A 16,540-nucleotide genomic window follows, 5' to 3' on the forward strand; every position below is an offset into this window, starting at 1 on the left:
GGGCCGCCCCCTGGGCCGGCCTAACCCTTGCGCGCGGCCTCGACCGCGCGCTTCAGCACCGGGATGGGCGTGACCCCTGGGAACAGGTCGCGCCCGACCACATATGAGGGCGTGCCGTTCAGGCCCAGCATCTGGGCCATGCCCATATTGCGGCCGACCAGCGCGGTCCATTTGTCATAATCGTTCTGAAAACTGCGCAGCGCGGCCTCGGGCGTCAGGCCTGCGGCGGCGGCCGCGCCGTCGATATCGGCATCGCTCAGCCGGCGGCCGCCGAGCGCCATCATCGCGTCGACGGTCTGGGGATATTTCCCCAGCGCCACCGCGCCAAGCGCCACCATCACCGCCCGGTCCGAAACCGGCCCAAAGATCGGCCAGTCCCGCAACACCAGCCTGAGATTGCCGTCGGCGGCGACGAAATCCATCGTTGCCGGATGCGATTGCCGGCAATAGGGGCATTGATAGTCAAAGAACTCGACCAAGGTCACGTCGCCATCGGGATTGCCCAGAACCGGCTGATCGGGGTCATGGGTCAGGTCGCGCGGATCGGGGCCGGATGCGCCGGTCTTTGCCTTGGCCGGGCTGACCAGCAACAGGCCGGCCCCCGCGCCCAATGTCAGACCCAGGCTCAGGGTGTCGCGTCGGTTCGGGGTGATCATGGCGGGGATCCTTTTCATATCTGGCGATTGCCGGGCGCGGCCGTGCCGCCGGCGATCTGTTCGGGGGCAATTGCCGGCGGCGCGATCTGTTGGGGCGGCGGCGGCAACAGCGTGCCCGGCGGCACGGTGCCGCGGCCGGCCTCGTGCTGTTCCAGCACCACCACCCGCGCCCCGGACCGGACCCGCCGTTCAAGGTCGATCGCGTCCTGATTGAACAGCCGGATGCACCCGGCCGAGGTCGCCTGTCCGATCGAGGCCGGGTCCATGGTGCCATGGATGCGATAAAAGGTGTCCTTGTTGCCCCGGTGCAGATACAGCGCCCGCGCGCCCAGGGGGTTGCCCGGCCCGCCGGGAAGCCCGGCGCGCAAGGGACCATAGGTTTCGGGCTGGTCCATGATCATGTTTTCGGTCGGGCGCCAGCTGGGCCAGTTCCGGGAATAGGGGATATGGGCGCTGCCGGAAAAGGCGCGACCCTCATCGCCCACGGCCACGCCATAGCGCAGCGCGCGGTTGCCCGGCTGGATCAGATACAGAAAGCGCAGCCACGGATCGACCACGATGCTGCCGGGCGGCGCGTCGGTCCAGTAATCGACCTCTTGCCGGATATTGCGGGGGGTCAGGTATTTCGGGTCGATGGCGGCGACGTGAAAGCCGCCATCCTCGGTTGCGGCATACATGGCCAGCACCTCGGGCGGGACCGCCGGTTTCGGGGCGGGGGGCTGTTGCGGCGCGGGCGCCTTGGCACAGGCGGCCGACGCCAGCACAAGCGCCAGCGCCTTCCGACGGGTCAGGGATCGCATCATTCCAGTCCTTTCAAAGCGTCGGTACGGGCGCGCAGCTCGGCGCGCGAGATTTCGCCCAGCCGGGCGTGGATCAGCTGTCCCCGGGCGTCGATGAACAGCGTCGCGGGCAGGCCCGGCGCGCCGAAATGGCGCATCAGCGCGCTGCCCGGATCCATGAGCGGCGCCATGACCAGCCCCTCGCGCGACAGGAAATCGCGGATCACCGCATCGCCTTCGCCCTGATTGGCAAAGACATAGCGCACGTCCCCGGCGCGGGCGGCCTCATCCACCATCATCGGCATTTCGCGGCGGCAGGGCGGGCACCAGCTGGCCCAGAGGTTCAAGACCATCGGCCCCTGCGCCCAGCTTTCGGCCGCCACCGCGCGCCCGTTCAGATCGCGCAGCGCGACATCGCGGGGCAGGCTGGTCGCGCCGGTTTCGACCAAGAGCTGGATCAGCATCCCGGTCCCCAGCGCCGCCCCCAAAGACAGCGCCCCGGGCAGCGCCAGCCCGCGATCCCGGCGCAGATACAGCGCCGAAACCAGCGCGAACCCCGCCACCCCGGCCCAAGGGGCAAAGCCCCCCTGCCAAAAGGCCGGGATGGTCAGCGGCGCCTTGGCATAGACCGCCCAGTTGCCCGCGACATGTCCCGTCCGCGCGGCCAGCGCCGCCACCAGCGCGGCGCTCGTTCCCCAACTGGCCAGCGCCGGGCGCCTGCGGCCCAGAATGCCGGTCAGGATCAACAGTACGGCCAATCCGGCCAGCACCGCCGCGCGATCGGCGGCCAGCACCAGCGGCCCAAGGCTGACCCCCTGCATCAGCCCGCCCCGGCCGAGGCCGCATTCACCGATTGCAACAGCTCTTGCGCCGAGATGGTGCCGATCAGACGGCTGTCCGGGGCCTCGTGCCGGGTGCGGTCCAGAAAGATCATCGTCGGCGGACCCGCGACGCCCAGCTCATCCATGAGCGCGTTCAGCGCGGGATCGGGGTCGCTGAGATCGGCCTTGATGCGGGTGATCCCGTCCAGCGCGGCGGTGACCTGCGGATCGGTCAGCACATTGCGTTCGATGCCGCGACAGATCACGCACCAATCGGCGGTGACATAGATCATCGCCGGGCGGTCGCCGGCATTGGCCAGCGCGCGATTCAGCTCGTCGACCGAAGCCGCGCTGGCAAAGACCGGCGTGGCCGTCGCGGTGGCGATGCCGCCGCCGCCCAGACCGGCCAGCGGCCGCAGCGGATCGCCGGTGCCCATGGCGGCACCCACGGCCTGCAACAGCCCCGCGACCAGCGCCGCCACCCCCAGCGTGCGCAGGATCGGCCGGCCCGCCGCGTCCAGCGCGCCCAGATGCACGGCCAGCCCGATCAAGAGCAGCGCCCAAAGCGCCATGGTCACCGCCTCGGGCAGGATGCGCCCGGCCAGCCAGATGGCCATCGCCAGAAACACCGCCGCGAAAAGCGGCTGCACGCGGGCCATCCACGGTCCCGCCTTGGGCAACAGGGCGGCGCCGAAACTGCCGGCCAGAAACAGCGGAATCCCCTGTCCCAGCCCCAGCGCGAAAAGCGCCGCCGCACCCAAGGCCACATCGCCGCTTTGCGCGATATAAAGCAGCGCTCCGGCCAGCGGCGCGGTCACGCAAGGCCCCACGATCAGCGCCGAGCCAAAGCCCAGAGCCGCCGCCCCGCCAAGCGAGCCGCGCCGCCCCTGCATGCGCGCCACGCGCTGCGAGATCGCGGCTGGCAGTTGCAGCTGAAAAAGCCCCAGCCCCGGCAGCGCAAGCAGCACGAACAGGACCGCCAGCGTGCCGATGGCCCAGGGCGATTGCAGCGCGATCTGAAGGTTCTGCCCCGACCAGCCGGCGAAGGCGCCCATCACCGCAAAGGCCGAGGCCATGGCGAGCACATAGACCCCCGAAAGCGCCGCGCCCCGGGCGGGGCGCAGGGTCTCGCCCCGCCGCGTCAACATGCCCAGAAGGATCGGCAGCATCGGGAAGGTGCAGGGCGTAAAGGCCAGCAAAAGCCCGAAACCCAGATAGGCCAGCAGCACCCAGCCCGTGCCCTTGGCGGCCAACCCGCCCAGCCCGGAATCGCGTTCCAGCGTCAGGCTGGGGGTGGCGGGGGCATCCGGCACCGTGGCATCCGTCGTCATGGCGTCCGGCGCGGCGGCGCCCGGCGTGGCGGCATCCGGGTTGGCGCCGTCCTGATTGGCGGATGTCAGATTGGCGGGGCCCGGCTTGCCGAGATTGGCATAGGTGGCGTCCGGGCCGGTTGTGCCGGTCTTGGCAGAGGGCGCGGCAATGGCCGGCAGCTCGACGGTCTCGGTCACCGGCTGATAGCAGATGCCGTCCTCCTGACAGCCCTGCCAGGTGATTTCGACCGGGCCGGAGGCACCGGGAAGGGCGATCCGGGCGCTGTCGTAATAAACCTCGACCCGGCCGAATACGGGATCGTCCTTGATCTTGCCGGGCCGGGTTTCAACCGTCAGCGGCTGACCCTGCGCGCCCTTGGCCTCGAAATTCTCGCGATACAGGTAATAGCCCGGCGCAATGGTCCAGCCCAGTTGCGGGGTGTCCCCTTCGGGGTCCAGAACCCGCATCTGGAACGCCTCGCGCGGGTCCAGCGGCTGCGCCCCGCCCGAGACGAAAAACCCCTGCGCCCATGCCGGTGCCGCCAGCACCCACGCCAGCGTGATGATCCAAAGCCTTGCCGCCATTGCCGATCTTGCCTTTCTTGTTTGCCGGGCAGCCGTCGCGGGCCAGGCTTAAGCCAGGCTTAAGGCGGGACTGCGAAACGCCACCCGGATGGACACGAAAAGGAGAGCATGGGGTGAGGGTGCTGATCGTCGAGGATGACGCGATGCTGCGCGACGGGCTGAGCGTCGGGCTGCGGCTGGCGGGGTTTTCGACCGAGGCGGTCGAGGATTGCGCCGATGCCCGACAGGCGCTGGCCGCCGGCGGATTTCAGGCGGCGGTGCTGGATCTGATGCTGCCCGACGGATCGGGGCTGGATCTTTTGGCGGAATTGCGCGCCCGGGGCGATGCGCTGCCGGTGCTGTTGCTGACCGCGCGCGACCGCACCGCCGACAAGGTCGCGGGGCTGGATGCGGGGGCCGACGACTATCTGGGCAAACCCTTCGAGCTGGACGAACTGGCGGCCCGGCTGCGCGCATTGGTGCGCCGTGGCGGCGGCCGGGCCGAGGCCCAGATGGAATGGAACGGGCTGCGGCTGGACCCGGCCCGCATGCACGGCACCCGCGACGGCCGCGAAATCGGATTCTCGCCGCGCGAATTCACCATTCTTCAGGCGCTGATGGAACGCCCCGGCGCGATCCTTGGCAAGCCCCAGCTGGAAGAGCGCATCTATGGCTGGCAGGAAGAGGTCGAAAGCAACACGATCGAGGTCCATGTCCACAATCTGCGCGCCAAGCTGGGCGCGGGGTTCATCCAGACGGTGCGCGGCGCCGGCTATCGGCTGGCGGCGACCCGGTCATGAGCTCGATCCGCATGCGTCTGTTCCTGATCCTTTTGGCGGCGACGGGGGTGGTGTGGCTGTCGGCGGTGATCTGGCTGCAATGGACATCGCGGGCCGAGGTGGGGCGGGTGCTCGACCGCCGGCTGGAAGAGGCGGCGCATATGGTCGCATCGCTTTTGGCGCGGGGCGATATCGATCCGGCCACGCTGGCCGATATCGCGACGCAGGGCGGCGCGCCGGACCTGCCGATGATCGGCAGCTATGATTACGGGCGACAGCTGTCCTGTCAGGTCTGGGGGCTGGACGGCCGGCTGATCAGCAATTCCGCCGGCGCCCCCGACGCCCGGCTGGCCGGCGAAGAGGCCGAAGGCTTCAGCCAGACCGTCGCCGGCAATGAGACATGGCGCGTCTATAGCCTGATCGACCGGGATCTGGGCGTGCGGGTCATGGTCGGCGATGCGCTTTCGGTGCGCGAGGGGCTGGTCAACCGGGTGACCTTTGGCCTTTTGATCCCGGCGCTTCTGGCGCTGCCGTTTCTGGCCGGGCTGATCTGGTGGTCGCTGGGGCGCGGGTTGCAGCCTCTGGACCGGATGGCGGCGGAATTGACGGCGCGCCCGGCCAGCGATCTGGGCCAGTTGCCCGATTCCCGCGCGCCGCGCGAATTGCGCCCGATGATCGCGGCGCTGAACGGGCTGTTCCAGCGCGTGGCCCAGGCGCGCGCGCGGGAACGCAACTTTACCGCCTTTGCCGCGCATGAGCTGAAAACGCCGCTGGCCGGGTTGAAGACACAGGCCCAGATCGCCGCCATCGCCCCGGACGAGGCGACGCGGCGGCATGCGCTGGCGCAGCTGGCGCAGGGGGTGGGGCGTACCGACCGCATGGTGCGCCAGCTTCTGGATATGGCGGCCATCGAATCCGCCGAGGTCGAGGCCGCGCCGGCCGCCGCCGCGCTGGTGCTGACGGATCTGTTGCGCGATCTGGCGCCGCTGGCGGCGGCGCGCGGCATCGCCTTGCAGCCGGCGCTGGAATGCGGCGGCTGGGTGACCGGACAGGCGGCGCTGCTGGGTTCGGCGATGCGCAATATCGTCGAGAACGCATTGAACGCCGCGCCGCCCGGATCGGCGGTCGAAATCACGCTGCGTTGTCAGGGGGGGCGGGCGCTGTTCCGGGTCGCCGATCGCGGTCCCGGCATTGCCGGGGCCGACCGCCCGCGCGTCACCGAGCGCTTTTATCGCGGGGCGCATGGCGGCCCTTCGGGCAGCGGGCTGGGTCTTGCCATCGTCGAAGAGGCGGCCTTGCGCATGGGCGGGCGGTTGCATCTGCGCCCCCGTCCCGGCGGTGGCGAGACGGTCGAACTGGACCTGCCGGCGGGGTGATCGGGGGCGGGTTCCGGTCCCGCCCGCCCTGTTCAGTCCTGCCCGGCGGGGGTGACGTGACGCGGCGGCGGAAAGCCCACGCACACGGTGGCGAGCCCGTCCGCGATGGCGAAATCCAGCGTGACATCGTTCGACCGCGCCAGGCTTTCGACAATGACCAGCCCCAGCCCCGCGCCACTGGATCTGGGCGATTTTTCGAACCGGCCCGGATGAAAGGCGGCGTCGGGGGCAACGCGGTTCTGGATCACCACCCCGGTTTCCGGGCGCAGCCGCACCGTGACCTGACCGGTGCCGTGGTCGATGGCATTGCGCAGCAGATTGCCCAGAATCAGCGCCGCCACATCCGCATCGACACCGGCCTTTGCGCGGTCGCAATCGGCATCGTCGAACAGGATATGCGCGCCGTCGTGATCGGCCATCAACAGGCGGATCACGCGGATCAGGTCACAGGTGCCGGCGCTGCCGATCCCGGCCTCGGCGCGCGACAGCTGCAACAGCCGCTCGACCAGCAGGGCGAGACGTTGCAAAGCCTGGGTCAGGCGCCGGGCCGCCTCGGGATCGGCGGTGCCGGCGGCGATCAGCTGTGCCTGCGCCGAGGCGGCGGCCAGGGGGGTGCGCAGCTCATGTGCCGCATTGGCGGCGAACTGGCGTTCCGATTGCAACAGCGCCTCGATGCGTTGCAGATAGCTGTTCAGCGCCTTTGGGATCGGCCGCAGCTCGCGCGGCAGATCGACCGCGGTGGGCAAGGGCGAGGTATCGCCGGCCGGGCGCGTGTCCAGTTCATGCGCATAGCGCAGCGCCGGGGCAAGCGATGTGGTCACCGTCCGGCGCAACAGCACCAGAACCAGCGCCAGCGTCGGCATCATCAACAGCAAAAGCGCCCGCGCCGCCTCGCGGATTTCCTTCCAGCGGGTGGCGGCCGGCTGGCCCAGTTCGACGACCAGCCCGTGTTCCGCATCCGACAGCCGATAGACGTGCCAGCCCTCGGCCTCGTTGGCGCCGTCATGGTCCAGCGCGGGCCAGGGCGCCTGGCGGTCGATGCCCTGGGGGGTGATGATGCGCAGCGGCAGATCGTCATCCTCGGCCGGCAGCCTGCCGCCGTCGCGCAGCATCTTCAAGGTCAGCCGCGCCTGCGTTTTCAGCGTGTCGTCCAGCAATTCGTTGGTTTCATGGATGACGACCAGCATGCCGATGACAAGACTGGCGAGCCAGCCAAGACTGACCGCGATCAGCACCCGGCGCGTCAGCCGCCCGCGCAGCGACCACGATGCGGCGGCCGGGGGCGGCGGCACGGCGGTCATGGCACCAGATAGCCCAGACCGCGCCGGGTTTCGATCACCTCGGCGCCCAGCTTGGCGCGCAGGCGCGAGACATAGACCTCGACCGCGTTGCCGGCGATTTCGTCGTCAAAGGCGTATAGCCGTTCCTCGAGCGCCTGTCGCGACAGCACCCGGCCGCGCGCGCCGACCAGCGCGTCCAGCACCGCCCATTCGCGCGAGGTCAGGCGGATTTCCTCCTGGCCCAGAAACAGCCGGCCGCCGGCCCGGTCCATGCGAAATTCGCCCAGCGAAACCTGCGCGGCCGGATCGCCGCCGGCGCGGCGGGCATGGGCGCGCAGCCGCGCCGCCAGCTCGTCCAGATCATAGGGTTTGACCACATAGTCGTCGGCCCCCGCATCCAGCCCGGCGATGCGGTCGCTGATCTGGTCGCGCGCGGTGGCGATCAGCACCGGCGTGCGGTCGCCCCGCGCCCGGCGCGCGCGCAAAAGCTGCAACCCCGACCCGTCCGGCAGGCCCAGATCCAACAGCACCGCGTCATATTCGGTGACGTCCCATGCCGCCTCGGCCTCGTCGCGGGTGGCGGCGCAATCGACGGCATGACCCTGTCCGCGCAGATGGCGCTGGACGGCGTCGCTCAGGTCGGCGGTGTCTTCGACAATCAGGATACGCATCGCGGCCAACATGGCCTTCGGCGGCGGCATGCGCAAGCCGTCCCGTCGGGCGCCCGCCCGTAAGCCTGTTGCAAGCTTGCCGCGTCAGAACCGTCCCATCCAATGGCATTTCATCAGGAGAATCAGATGCGTTTCATCGGTATTGCGGCACTGGCCGTCACCTTCGCCCTGCCGGCCGTCGCCAAAGAGATGTGCAACGTCCCGCAGGATCAATGGCGCCCCGTCGAAGAGCTGAAAACCCAGCTGACCGCCAAGGGCTGGACCATCAGCAACGTCAAGACCGAGGATGGCTGTTACGAGGTTTACGCCAAGGACGAGACCGGCAAGCGCGTCGAGGTGTTTTTCGATCCCCTCAGCTTCGAGGCCGTAGGCACCGATGACTGAGCCCGGGCTGATCCGCGTCTGGGACCCGTTCGTCCGGGCCTTTCACTGGTCGCAGGCGGCGCTGATCGCGCTGGCCTGGGTGACCGCGGATGGGGTCAAGTGGGTACACGAATGGAGCGGATATCTGGTCGCAGCGCTGATCGGGCTGCGCGTGCTCTGGGGCTTTTTGGGTCCCGGGCACGCGCGGTTTTCCGATTTCGTGCGCGGTCCGCGCGCGGTCATCGCCTATCTGGGCGATCTGCTGCATGGCCGCGAACGGCGTTATCTGGGCCATAACCCGGCCGGGGGCGCAATGATCGTGATGCTTTTGACGGTCACCGCGGCCACCGCGCTGACCGGCTGGTTACAGACCACCGATGCGTTCTGGGGATCGCAGCGGATGGAGGATCTGCACGAATCGCTGGCGATTCTGATCCTTGTGCTGGTGGCCTTTCATGTCGGGGGCGTGATTTTCGAAAGCCGGCGCCATGGCGAAAACCTGGTGCGGTCCATGATCACCGGGATGAAGCGGCGCTGACGCGCCGCCATCCCGTCCCCTATGCCGCGCGATAGCTAGAAAACACCGTTGTGCCGCCATCGCGCCCGATCAGAAGGACGTCATAGGCCTCGCGTTCGGATTCGGGGCCCATGCCGGGCGATCCCCAGGGCATGCCGGGCACGGTCAGACCGACGGCATCGGGCCGTTCCTCAAGAAGGCGCAGGATGTCGGCGACGGGGACATGCCCTTCGATCAGATAGCCGTCGATCGAACCGGTATGACAGCATTGCAGCGTCTGGGGGATACCGCCCTGTTGCTTGAACCGCGCAAGCTTCATCGGATCGGCCAGTTCGACCGTCGCGGTAAAACCGGCAGAGCGCAGGATGTCGACCCAGGCGGTGCAGCAATCGCAGGCCGGATCCTTGAGCACATGGATGCTGTTGAGGTTCTCCGTGCCGGCCGCCAGCGCCGCAAGCGGCGCGGCCGCCGCCAGCGACAGGGCCGCCATGCCAAGGATGCCGCGGCGGGTCATGGTGGGGGAAAGCGGATGATGTGACATGGTTTGTCCTTTCGGGGATGGTTTCGGTCGTTTCAGGTTCAGGTTTGGGTTTGAATACGGGCGACCGGCCACGCCGGCCGCCCCGGGCTTGCGCCGGATCAGGTGACCGCGAATTCGGTCATCATGCCGGTCTGAAGATGCGGCATGTGATGGCAATGCAGCATCCAGCGCGCGGCCTCGCCCGCATCCATGGCGATGGTGACCATCGCCATCGGCGGGACATGGACGGTGTCGCGCATGGCCCCGGACAGGCGCTGGCCGTTCAGCCCCACCACCTGAAAGACATGCCCGTGCAGATGCATGGGATGGGCCATCATCGACATGTTGTGAAAGGTGATCTCGACCCGCTCGCCCGAGCTGGCGGCAAGCGGCATGTGATCGCCCCAGCTGCGCCCGTTGATGGTCCAGAGATAGGGCGTCATTGAGCCGCCCAGCATCACCATATGCTGGCGCTGCGTCGCCCGCGCGGCCAGCGGTGCCGCCGCGATCAGCCGGCCTTCCTGTGCAAGATCGGTGTCGAAGGCTGGCGCCGCCTCATCGGCCAGCGGCGCAAGCCGGGCGACCTGCGCGCCGGCCGTGGCCAGAACGATGCCCGTGCGCTCGCGCCCCCCTTCGCGCAGGGCAAGGACCGGCCAGCTGCCCCCGCCCGCCGGCAGGTCGATTTCCAGATCCATCCGCTGGGCCATGGAAAGGCCGAAGCGGTTGCCCGAAAGCGGCTGCACGGCGTGGCCGTCCACCGCCACCAGCCGCGCCTGAAGCGCGCCGGTGTCGATCCAGAACACGGTCGCGGCGGCGGCATTGACGATGCGCAGGCGGACCCGCCCGCCGGGATCGACCGCGATCACATCTGGATCGTTCAGCGTGCGGTCATTGGCCAGATAGGCGTCCCAGTCGTAATCGTTCAGATCCATGGCCATCGCGGCCATCTTTGACATATCGGGCATGCCATCCATGCCGGGCATTCCGGCCTGACCCATCATGCCGGGATCCATCATCATGCCGCCGGTCATGGCATGGTTCATGCCGGATTGCGGTGTCGTGCCCGATTGCGGCGCGGCGGTTTCGCCATGCCCGCCTGCGATCTCCTCCATCACCTCCTGCGGTGGCTTGAAGGAAAAATCATGCAGGAACATCACCGCCTCTTGCCGGTCGGCGGCGATATCATCGGCGCTGCGCACGATCAGCGGCGCCGCCAAAAGGCGCATTTCATGCATCGGGATATGGGCATGCATCCAATAAGTGCCCGGCATCAGCTCATAGTCATAGCTGCGCGTTTCGCCGGTATTCAGCGGCGGCATCGGCATGTCGGGAACGCCGTCCTGACGGTTGGGCGGGATCTGGCCGTGCCAATGGATGATCGTCGGCTCGGGCAGGTCGTTGCGCAGATTGACCTCGAATCGCTGGCCCGGATCAAAGCTCAGGCCCTGGCCCAACGGGCCGGTCAGGCCCCAGACGGTGGCGGCGCGGCCGTCGATGTCCAGAACCCGGCTGCCGGCGATCAGCGGGATCGGCACGGGGCGGGCCATGGCGATGCGGGGCAGCGCCTGCGCGGCAAGCATGGCGGTGCCGGCGGCAAGAAAGCCGCGGCGGGAAATATCGGTCATTGGTGTCTCCGTGGGAACGCATGAGGTCCCCTTTGGTGAAATCCGGGATATGCGCCGGGCGGGCGGACCCGCCGGCGCATGCGAGATCACATGAGACGTGCGTTCGGTGGCCGGTCGTGCGGGGCCGGGCTCATTCCGGCCAGAAAGCGCGGGGCGGGCGCATCCGGCGCACCCGCCAGCCGCCGCCGGGCGGTGGTGTCATGCGGCGCGGTTGCCGCCACCACGCCGGTGCAAAGCCAGTCGCAAAGCGCCGTCCCGACCGAACTATCCCCCCGCATGTCGCAGCATCCCGGCATGGCGGTCGGCATCGCCGCGCCGGCATCGGGGGCGGGATGCGCCGGATTGCCCATGGGGCCCGGGTCATTGCTGTCCAAGGTATGGGGGGCGGGCTGCATGCGGTCGGAATGGGCCATGCCGGGCTGCATTGTCCCGGACTGGGGGGCCGCCATGCCGATTCCATGCGCCGATGCCGCCAAGGGCACGACATTCAGCATCAGCGTCGTCAGGATCATCATGACAAAACGGACCATGACGAAAAGCTAGGCCCTGTGGCCGGCCTTGTCCATGCGACATGCCAGCGCCCCCCGATAACAGGCGATCACGTCCCGTTCAGGGCGCGCCCGGGTGGCCCGCGCGGAACGCGCGCGCGTTCCGCATCGCCGGAATGACGCTTGGTTCCAAGTTGACATGAGGTCAGACGCGGCTCTGTAATGCCGGGCAGAACCGCTTGCGTCTTTTGGGACGCGGATACGAAGGGGCGCTGACCGGAATTGCGGCCCGCTGAACTTCGGCCCCGGTCAGCCAGCGTACGTCGTCCTAGGGCGATTTTTGCCGTTCGCCGTCGCGTTTTGACCATGGCTGCCGAAAGCAGAAACGAGAGAGGAAATTTATGAAGAGTTTCGCTATAATCGCGACAGTGGCGCTGGCATTCGGTGCCGCGCAGGGTTTGGCGCAGGATGCGCCGCTTCCGGCGGTCACGGTGGCCACGGCCGTCAACGAACAGGTTTCGAACACCCTGACCTTTAACGGGCGTCTGGACGCGGATCAGTCGATCCAGCTGATCGCGCGGGTGCCCGGCTTTCTGGAAGAGGTCGGCTTCAGGGCCGGCACCGCCGTCGAAGAGGGGGCGCTTTTGTTCCGCATTGAGCCGGACCAGTACCGCGCCGCCGTCCGTCAGGCCGAAGGCAACCTTGCCGCCGCGCAATCGACGGTGGTGGATGCGCGCATCGAACGCGACCGTCAGGCCCAGCTGGTTCAGCGCAAGGCCGTGGCCCAGGCGGCGCTGGATTCGGCCGAAGCCGCGCTGGGCCGCGCCCAGGGCGCGGTCGAACAGGCCATGGCAGCGCTGGATACCGCCAAGCTGAACCTGTCCTATACCGAGATCACCGCACCCTTTCCCGGTCGCATCGGCACCCGCAATGTCGATCCCGGCGCGCTGGTCGGTCCCGAGGTGGGGGCGCTTGCCACGCTGACCAAGCTGGACCCGATCCATGTGAATTTCCTGGTCCCCACGGCCGAATATCGCGACGCCATGCAGGCGCTTGAGGCTGGCGAGGTCAAGGCCGACGATGCCGTCCGCATCATCCTTGCCAATGGTGACGAATACGAAGGCTTGGGCGTTCTGGATTTCGTCGACAGCGTGGTCAATCCGAATACCGATTCGGTGCGGCTGCGGGCGACTTTCGCCAATCCCGAGGGCAAGCTTTTGCATGAGGAACTGGTGCGGGTACGGCTTGCCACATCCAGCGCGGCCGAGGTGTTGACCGTGCCGATCGGCGCCGTGCAGCGCGATCTGACCGGCGATTTCGTGATGCTGGTGAACGATCACGACGAGGTCGAACAGCGCCGCATCGCCGTCGCCTATGATAGCGGCAATGTCGCGGTCATCGCCAAGGGCCTGAGCGCGGGCGAGCGGGTGATCACCGAAGGCGTCAACAAGGTCCGCCCCGGCATCAAGGTCGATGCCGCCGAGGCCAGCCCCGCCCCGGCCTCTGTGGACCCGGCCGCCACGGAACCGGCCCCCGCAGCCCCGGTCGATACGCCCGAAGCAAAGGACGGCTGATCATGCTTTCAGACGTATTCATCAAACGTCCAAGGCTGGCGGGCGTCATCTCGATCGTGCTGACCATCGCCGGCCTGATCGCGGTCACCGCGATGCCGGTCGAGCGCTATCCCGAAATCGCGCCGCCGGTCGTGCAGGTGCGCGCGGCCTATCCCGGGGCCGGCGCCGAAGTGGTCGAACAGGCCGTGGCCCAGGTCATCGAAACCCAGGTCGTGGGCGTCGATGACATGATCTACATGTCGTCGAAATCCGGTTCGGACGGCACCTATATTCTGGCTATTTCCTTTGAGGTGGGCACCGATCCCGACATTGCGACGGTGAACGTGCAAAACCGTGTCTCGCTTGCCGAACCCCGGCTTCCGGCCGAGGTCAGGCAGACCGGGGTTTCCGTGCTGAAACGGTCCTCCAACCTGATGATGGGCGTCGTGCTTTATGCCGAGGACCCGGATATCAGCGGCGAAACGCTGACCAATTTCGCGACCATCAACCTTTTGGACACGATCAAGCGCGTGCCCGATGTGGGCGATGCGACGATTTTCGCGCTGAACGAATTCTCGATGAACGTGAATGTCGATGTCGACCGGCTGACCTCGCTCGGCATGACGCCGGCCGATGTGGTGGGCGCGCTGCAATCGCAGAACGTACAGGCCGCCATCGGCACCGTCGGCGGCCAGCCCCAAAAGGTCGATCCGGTCCTGCAACTGAACGTGCAGACCATGGGCCGCCTGTCCGAACCCGCAGAGTTCGAACAGATCATCATCCGCGCCAATTCCGACGGCTCGGTGGTGCGCGTGGGCGATGTCGCGCGGGTCGAGCTGGGCGCGCGGGTGGAAAGCATCGGCACCACCTTCAACGGTGCGCCGGGGACCATGATCGGGGTCTATCTGGCGCCGGGCGGCAACCTTGTGAACGCGGCCGACACGCTGAAACAGCGGCTCGAAGAGCTGCGGCCCAGCCTGCCCAAGGGCGTCGGCATGACCACCGTGGCCGACAGTTCGGTCTTTGTGCTCGACAGCATGCACGAGGTGCAGAAAACCCTGATCGAGGCCTTTGTGATCGTCGGCATCGTGGTGTTCCTGTTTCTGGGCAGCTGGCGCGCGACGATCATTCCGATCATCGCGGTGCCGGTGGCCTTGATCGGTACCTTTGCCTTTATGCTGGCCATGGGGATGTCGCTGAACACCGTGTCGATGCTGGCGATGGTGCTGGCCATCGGCATCGTGGTGGATGACGCCATCGTCGTCGTCGAGGCGGTCGAGGCCAAGATGGAGCAAAATCCCGGCATGACACCGGCCGAGGCCAGCCATGCCGCGATGTCGGAAATCACCGGCGCCATTCTGGCGATCACCATGGTGCTTTTGTCGGTCTTCGTGCCGGTGGCCTTTATTCCCGGCATTCAAGGCGAGCTGTTCCGACAATTCGCGGTCACGGTTTCGGTCTCGATGGTGATTTCGGCGGTCAACGCGCTGACGCTGTCGCCGGCGCTTTGCGCGATCCTGTTGAAACAAAGCGCGACCGGCCATCACCGCAAGGGGATCCTTGGCTGGATCTCGAACCGGATCGACGCGGCCGGACGCGGCTATGTCAAGATCGCGGGCGTCATCGCGCGCCGGGCGATTCTGGGGATCGGGCTGTTGATCCTGGGCTTCGTGCTGGCCGGGGCGCTGGTCAAGGCGGTGCCCAGCGGCTTTCTGCCCGACGAGGATCAGGGCAACTTTATCGTCGAGACGCGGCTGCCGGATGGCGCCTCGGTCAACCGCACCCAAGAGGTTCAGGCGCGGGTCGAGAAAATGCTGATGGAGCTGCCCGGCGTCAAGGATGTCGCCAGCGTCACCGGCTTTTCGATGATCGACGGCATCACCAAGTCCAATGCCGCCTTTGCCGTCATCGACATGGAACCGTTCGAAGAACGGACCGCGCCCGAGGATTCCGTCTTTGCCGGGATCCGCGGCATCGCCCAGCAGGGCGCCGGCATCCGCGAGGCGATGGTGCTGCCCTTCAACGTGCCGCCGATTCCGGGTCTGGGCACCGGCTCGGGCTTTGAGTTCGAGCTTTTGGACCGGCAGGGCCGCCCCGCGACCGAGCTTGCCGCCACCGCGCGCGGCCTGATGCTTGAGGCGAACGGGAACCCCGATCTCAGCGGCGTCTACACGACCTTTTCGGCCGAAAGTCCGCAGCTTTATCTGGATATCGACCGCGAGCGGCTTTACGCGCTGGGGCTGCAACTGAACGATGTCTTTGCCGCGCTGGGCGGTGTCTTTGGTCAGGTTTATGTCAATGACTTCAACCTGTTAGGCCGCACCTGGCGGGTCAACCTGATGGGTGAGGAGGAATATCGCGACAAGGTCGACGATCTGGGCCGGGTCTATGTCCGTTCGATCAGCGGCGACATGGTGCCGGTCAGCGCCTTTGCCACCGTGCGCAACACCGTCGGCCCGGCCTCGATCGAGCGTTACAACAACACCCGCTCGGCCAAGCTGAATGGCGGTCCGGCCGCAGGCGTGGCCTCGGGCACGGCGCTGTTGGCGATGGAACGGACGGCAAACGCGGCCCTGCCCGATGGTTATGGCTATGAATGGACCGGCACCGCCTTGCAGGAAAAGGCGGCCTCGGGCCAGACGGTGATGATCCTCGGGATGGCGGTGCTGTTCGCCTATCTGTTCCTGGTCGGGCTTTATGAAAGCTGGACCATCCCGGTTCCGGTGCTCTTGTCGGTGATCTTTGGCGTTTGCGGGGCCTTGCTGTCGCTGTTGGTGGCGGGGCTGTCGCTGGATATCTATGCCCAGATCGGCTTTGTCGTGCTGATCGCGCTGGCGGCCAAGAACGCCATCCTGATCGTCGAATTCGCCAAGGCCCGACGAGAAGAGGGCGAGGCCATCTATGACGCCGCCATGGGCGGCGCGCGCGACCGTTTCCGCGCGGTGATGATGACCAGCTTTGCCTTTATCGGCGGCCTGATCCCGCTGGTCATCGCCGAAGGGGCGTCGATGATCACCCGCCGTTCGGTGGGCACGGGGGTTGCCGGGGGCATGCTGGCCTCGGCCGTGGTGGGGATCTTTGTGATCCCGGCGCTTTACGTCATCTTCGAGACGATCCGCGAAAAGGTGAAGACGATGATGGGCAAGCCACCGGTCTATCCCGCCGCCGATCCCGTCGCCGCCATGGCGGAGGGGGGCGAAGAGGCGGACCGGGAAACCGGCCGGCACTAGGCCCCCCG

General features: G+C 67.5%; 15 protein-coding genes. 6 read left to right on the plus strand and 9 right to left on the minus strand.

Annotated features, from left to right (window positions below; genetic code table 11):
* Positions 1 to 20 precede the first annotated feature (20 nt).
* Genes ACFOMH_RS05865 through dsbD form a run of 4 tightly spaced genes read right to left on the minus strand, consistent with a single transcriptional unit; the run spans position 21 to position 4,151 of the window.
* A complete protein-coding gene (locus ACFOMH_RS05865) occupies positions 21 to 656 on the minus strand; it encodes a DsbA family protein (RefSeq protein WP_377743225.1) in 636 nt (211 codons plus the stop codon).
* Between the two features lie 14 nt (positions 657 to 670).
* Entirely contained in the window at positions 671 to 1,459 is a 789-nt protein-coding gene (locus tag ACFOMH_RS05870; RefSeq protein WP_377743227.1) for a L,D-transpeptidase, read from the minus strand.
* A complete protein-coding gene (locus ACFOMH_RS05875) occupies positions 1,456 to 2,256 on the minus strand; it encodes a TlpA family protein disulfide reductase (RefSeq protein WP_377743228.1) in 801 nt (266 codons plus the stop codon). Before ACFOMH_RS05875 ends, ACFOMH_RS05870 begins: the two co-directional genes overlap by 4 nt.
* Positions 2,256 to 4,151, minus strand: a complete 1,896-nt coding sequence (gene dsbD, locus ACFOMH_RS05880) for a protein-disulfide reductase DsbD (RefSeq protein WP_377743230.1) — start codon at positions 4,149 to 4,151, stop codon at positions 2,256 to 2,258. Before dsbD ends, ACFOMH_RS05875 begins: the two co-directional genes overlap by 1 nt.
* 113 nt (positions 4,152 to 4,264) lie before the next feature.
* On the opposite strand from dsbD, the gene ACFOMH_RS05885 reads away from it, so the two are divergent.
* Positions 4,265 to 4,930: a response regulator gene (locus ACFOMH_RS05885; RefSeq protein WP_377743232.1), complete on the plus strand. Its 666-nt coding sequence runs from the start codon at positions 4,265 to 4,267 to the stop codon at positions 4,928 to 4,930.
* Positions 4,927 to 6,285, plus strand: a complete 1,359-nt coding sequence (locus tag ACFOMH_RS05890) for an ATP-binding protein (protein WP_374423581.1) — start codon at positions 4,927 to 4,929, stop codon at positions 6,283 to 6,285. The genes ACFOMH_RS05885 and ACFOMH_RS05890 overlap by 4 nt, the downstream gene beginning before the upstream one ends.
* A 32-nt stretch (positions 6,286 to 6,317) precedes the next feature.
* Here ACFOMH_RS05890 and ACFOMH_RS05895 read toward each other — a convergent pair whose 3' ends face one another.
* Both ACFOMH_RS05895 and ACFOMH_RS05900 read right to left on the minus strand, forming a co-directional pair.
* Positions 6,318 to 7,586 (minus strand): histidine kinase dimerization/phospho-acceptor domain-containing protein, encoded by a 1,269-nt coding sequence (locus tag ACFOMH_RS05895; protein ID WP_377743234.1) that lies wholly within the window; start codon positions 7,584 to 7,586, stop codon positions 6,318 to 6,320.
* Positions 7,583 to 8,236 (minus strand): response regulator, encoded by a 654-nt coding sequence (locus ACFOMH_RS05900; RefSeq protein ID WP_374423577.1) that lies wholly within the window; start codon positions 8,234 to 8,236, stop codon positions 7,583 to 7,585. Before ACFOMH_RS05900 ends, ACFOMH_RS05895 begins: the two co-directional genes overlap by 4 nt.
* A gap of 126 nt (positions 8,237 to 8,362) precedes the next feature.
* Between ACFOMH_RS05900 and ACFOMH_RS05905 the strand changes: the two genes are divergently transcribed.
* Both ACFOMH_RS05905 and ACFOMH_RS05910 read left to right on the plus strand, forming a co-directional pair.
* Positions 8,363 to 8,620: a PepSY domain-containing protein gene (locus tag ACFOMH_RS05905; RefSeq protein WP_377743235.1), complete on the plus strand. Its 258-nt coding sequence runs from the start codon at positions 8,363 to 8,365 to the stop codon at positions 8,618 to 8,620.
* The gene (locus ACFOMH_RS05910; RefSeq protein ID WP_374423573.1) at positions 8,613 to 9,137 is read left to right on the plus strand and encodes a cytochrome b/b6 domain-containing protein; all 525 of its coding nucleotides are present in this window, start codon (positions 8,613 to 8,615) and stop codon (positions 9,135 to 9,137) included. Before ACFOMH_RS05905 ends, ACFOMH_RS05910 begins: the two co-directional genes overlap by 8 nt.
* A gap of 19 nt (positions 9,138 to 9,156) precedes the next feature.
* On the opposite strand, the gene ACFOMH_RS05915 is transcribed toward ACFOMH_RS05910, so the two are convergent.
* The 3 genes from ACFOMH_RS05915 to ACFOMH_RS05925 all read right to left on the minus strand — a co-directional run bounded on the left by ACFOMH_RS05915 (position 9,157) and on the right by ACFOMH_RS05925 (position 11,776).
* Positions 9,157 to 9,657 carry a DUF411 domain-containing protein gene (locus ACFOMH_RS05915; protein WP_377743237.1) on the minus strand — a complete coding sequence of 167 codons (501 nt, stop codon included), beginning with the start codon at positions 9,655 to 9,657 and terminating at the stop codon, positions 9,157 to 9,159.
* Between the two features lie 98 nt (positions 9,658 to 9,755).
* Positions 9,756 to 11,261: a multicopper oxidase family protein gene (locus ACFOMH_RS05920; RefSeq protein ID WP_377743239.1), complete on the minus strand. Its 1,506-nt coding sequence runs from the start codon at positions 11,259 to 11,261 to the stop codon at positions 9,756 to 9,758.
* A gap of 86 nt (positions 11,262 to 11,347) precedes the next feature.
* Entirely contained in the window at positions 11,348 to 11,776 is a 429-nt protein-coding gene (locus ACFOMH_RS05925; RefSeq protein WP_377743241.1) for a hypothetical protein, read from the minus strand.
* 374 nt (positions 11,777 to 12,150) lie between these two features.
* Here ACFOMH_RS05925 and ACFOMH_RS05930 point away from each other — a divergent pair, with 374 nt between their 5' ends.
* Together ACFOMH_RS05930 and ACFOMH_RS05935 are read left to right on the plus strand one after the other, a co-directional pair.
* Positions 12,151 to 13,323, plus strand: a complete 1,173-nt coding sequence (locus ACFOMH_RS05930; protein WP_374423565.1) for an efflux RND transporter periplasmic adaptor subunit — start codon at positions 12,151 to 12,153, stop codon at positions 13,321 to 13,323.
* A 2-nt stretch (positions 13,324 to 13,325) separates the two neighbouring features.
* The gene (locus ACFOMH_RS05935) at positions 13,326 to 16,532 is read left to right on the plus strand and encodes an efflux RND transporter permease subunit (RefSeq protein ID WP_377743243.1); all 3,207 of its coding nucleotides are present in this window, start codon (positions 13,326 to 13,328) and stop codon (positions 16,530 to 16,532) included.
* Positions 16,533 to 16,540 lie beyond the last annotated feature (8 nt).

It is taken from the genome of Paracoccus mangrovi (genome assembly GCF_042648425.1).
Taxonomy (GTDB): Bacteria; Pseudomonadota; Alphaproteobacteria; order Rhodobacterales; family Rhodobacteraceae; genus Paracoccus; species Paracoccus mangrovi.

Excerpts from the sequence above, each read along its gene's own strand:
- ACFOMH_RS05865 (WP_377743225.1), bottom strand. The coding sequence starts at position 656 with ATGATCACCCCGAACCGACGCGACACCCTGAGCCTGGGTCTGACATTG.
- ACFOMH_RS05870 (WP_377743227.1), bottom strand. The coding sequence starts at position 1,459 with ATGATGCGATCCCTGACCCGTCGGAAGGCGCTGGCGCTTGTGCTGGCG.
- ACFOMH_RS05875 (WP_377743228.1), bottom strand. The coding sequence starts at position 2,256 with ATGCAGGGGGTCAGCCTTGGGCCGCTGGTGCTGGCCGCCGATCGCGCG.
- dsbD (WP_377743230.1), bottom strand. The coding sequence starts at position 4,151 with ATGGCGGCAAGGCTTTGGATCATCACGCTGGCGTGGGTGCTGGCGGCA.
- ACFOMH_RS05890 (WP_374423581.1), top strand. The coding sequence starts at position 4,927 with ATGAGCTCGATCCGCATGCGTCTGTTCCTGATCCTTTTGGCGGCGACG.
- ACFOMH_RS05895 (WP_377743234.1), bottom strand. The coding sequence starts at position 7,586 with ATGACCGCCGTGCCGCCGCCCCCGGCCGCCGCATCGTGGTCGCTGCGC.
- ACFOMH_RS05900 (WP_374423577.1), bottom strand. The coding sequence starts at position 8,236 with ATGCGTATCCTGATTGTCGAAGACACCGCCGACCTGAGCGACGCCGTC.
- ACFOMH_RS05905 (WP_377743235.1), top strand. The coding sequence starts at position 8,363 with ATGCGTTTCATCGGTATTGCGGCACTGGCCGTCACCTTCGCCCTGCCG.
- ACFOMH_RS05910 (WP_374423573.1), top strand. The coding sequence starts at position 8,613 with ATGACTGAGCCCGGGCTGATCCGCGTCTGGGACCCGTTCGTCCGGGCC.
- ACFOMH_RS05915 (WP_377743237.1), bottom strand. The coding sequence starts at position 9,657 with ATGTCACATCATCCGCTTTCCCCCACCATGACCCGCCGCGGCATCCTT.
- ACFOMH_RS05920 (WP_377743239.1), bottom strand. The coding sequence starts at position 11,261 with ATGACCGATATTTCCCGCCGCGGCTTTCTTGCCGCCGGCACCGCCATG.
- ACFOMH_RS05925 (WP_377743241.1), bottom strand. The coding sequence starts at position 11,776 with ATGATGATCCTGACGACGCTGATGCTGAATGTCGTGCCCTTGGCGGCA.
- ACFOMH_RS05930 (WP_374423565.1), top strand. The coding sequence starts at position 12,151 with ATGAAGAGTTTCGCTATAATCGCGACAGTGGCGCTGGCATTCGGTGCC.
- ACFOMH_RS05935 (WP_377743243.1), top strand. The coding sequence starts at position 13,326 with ATGCTTTCAGACGTATTCATCAAACGTCCAAGGCTGGCGGGCGTCATC.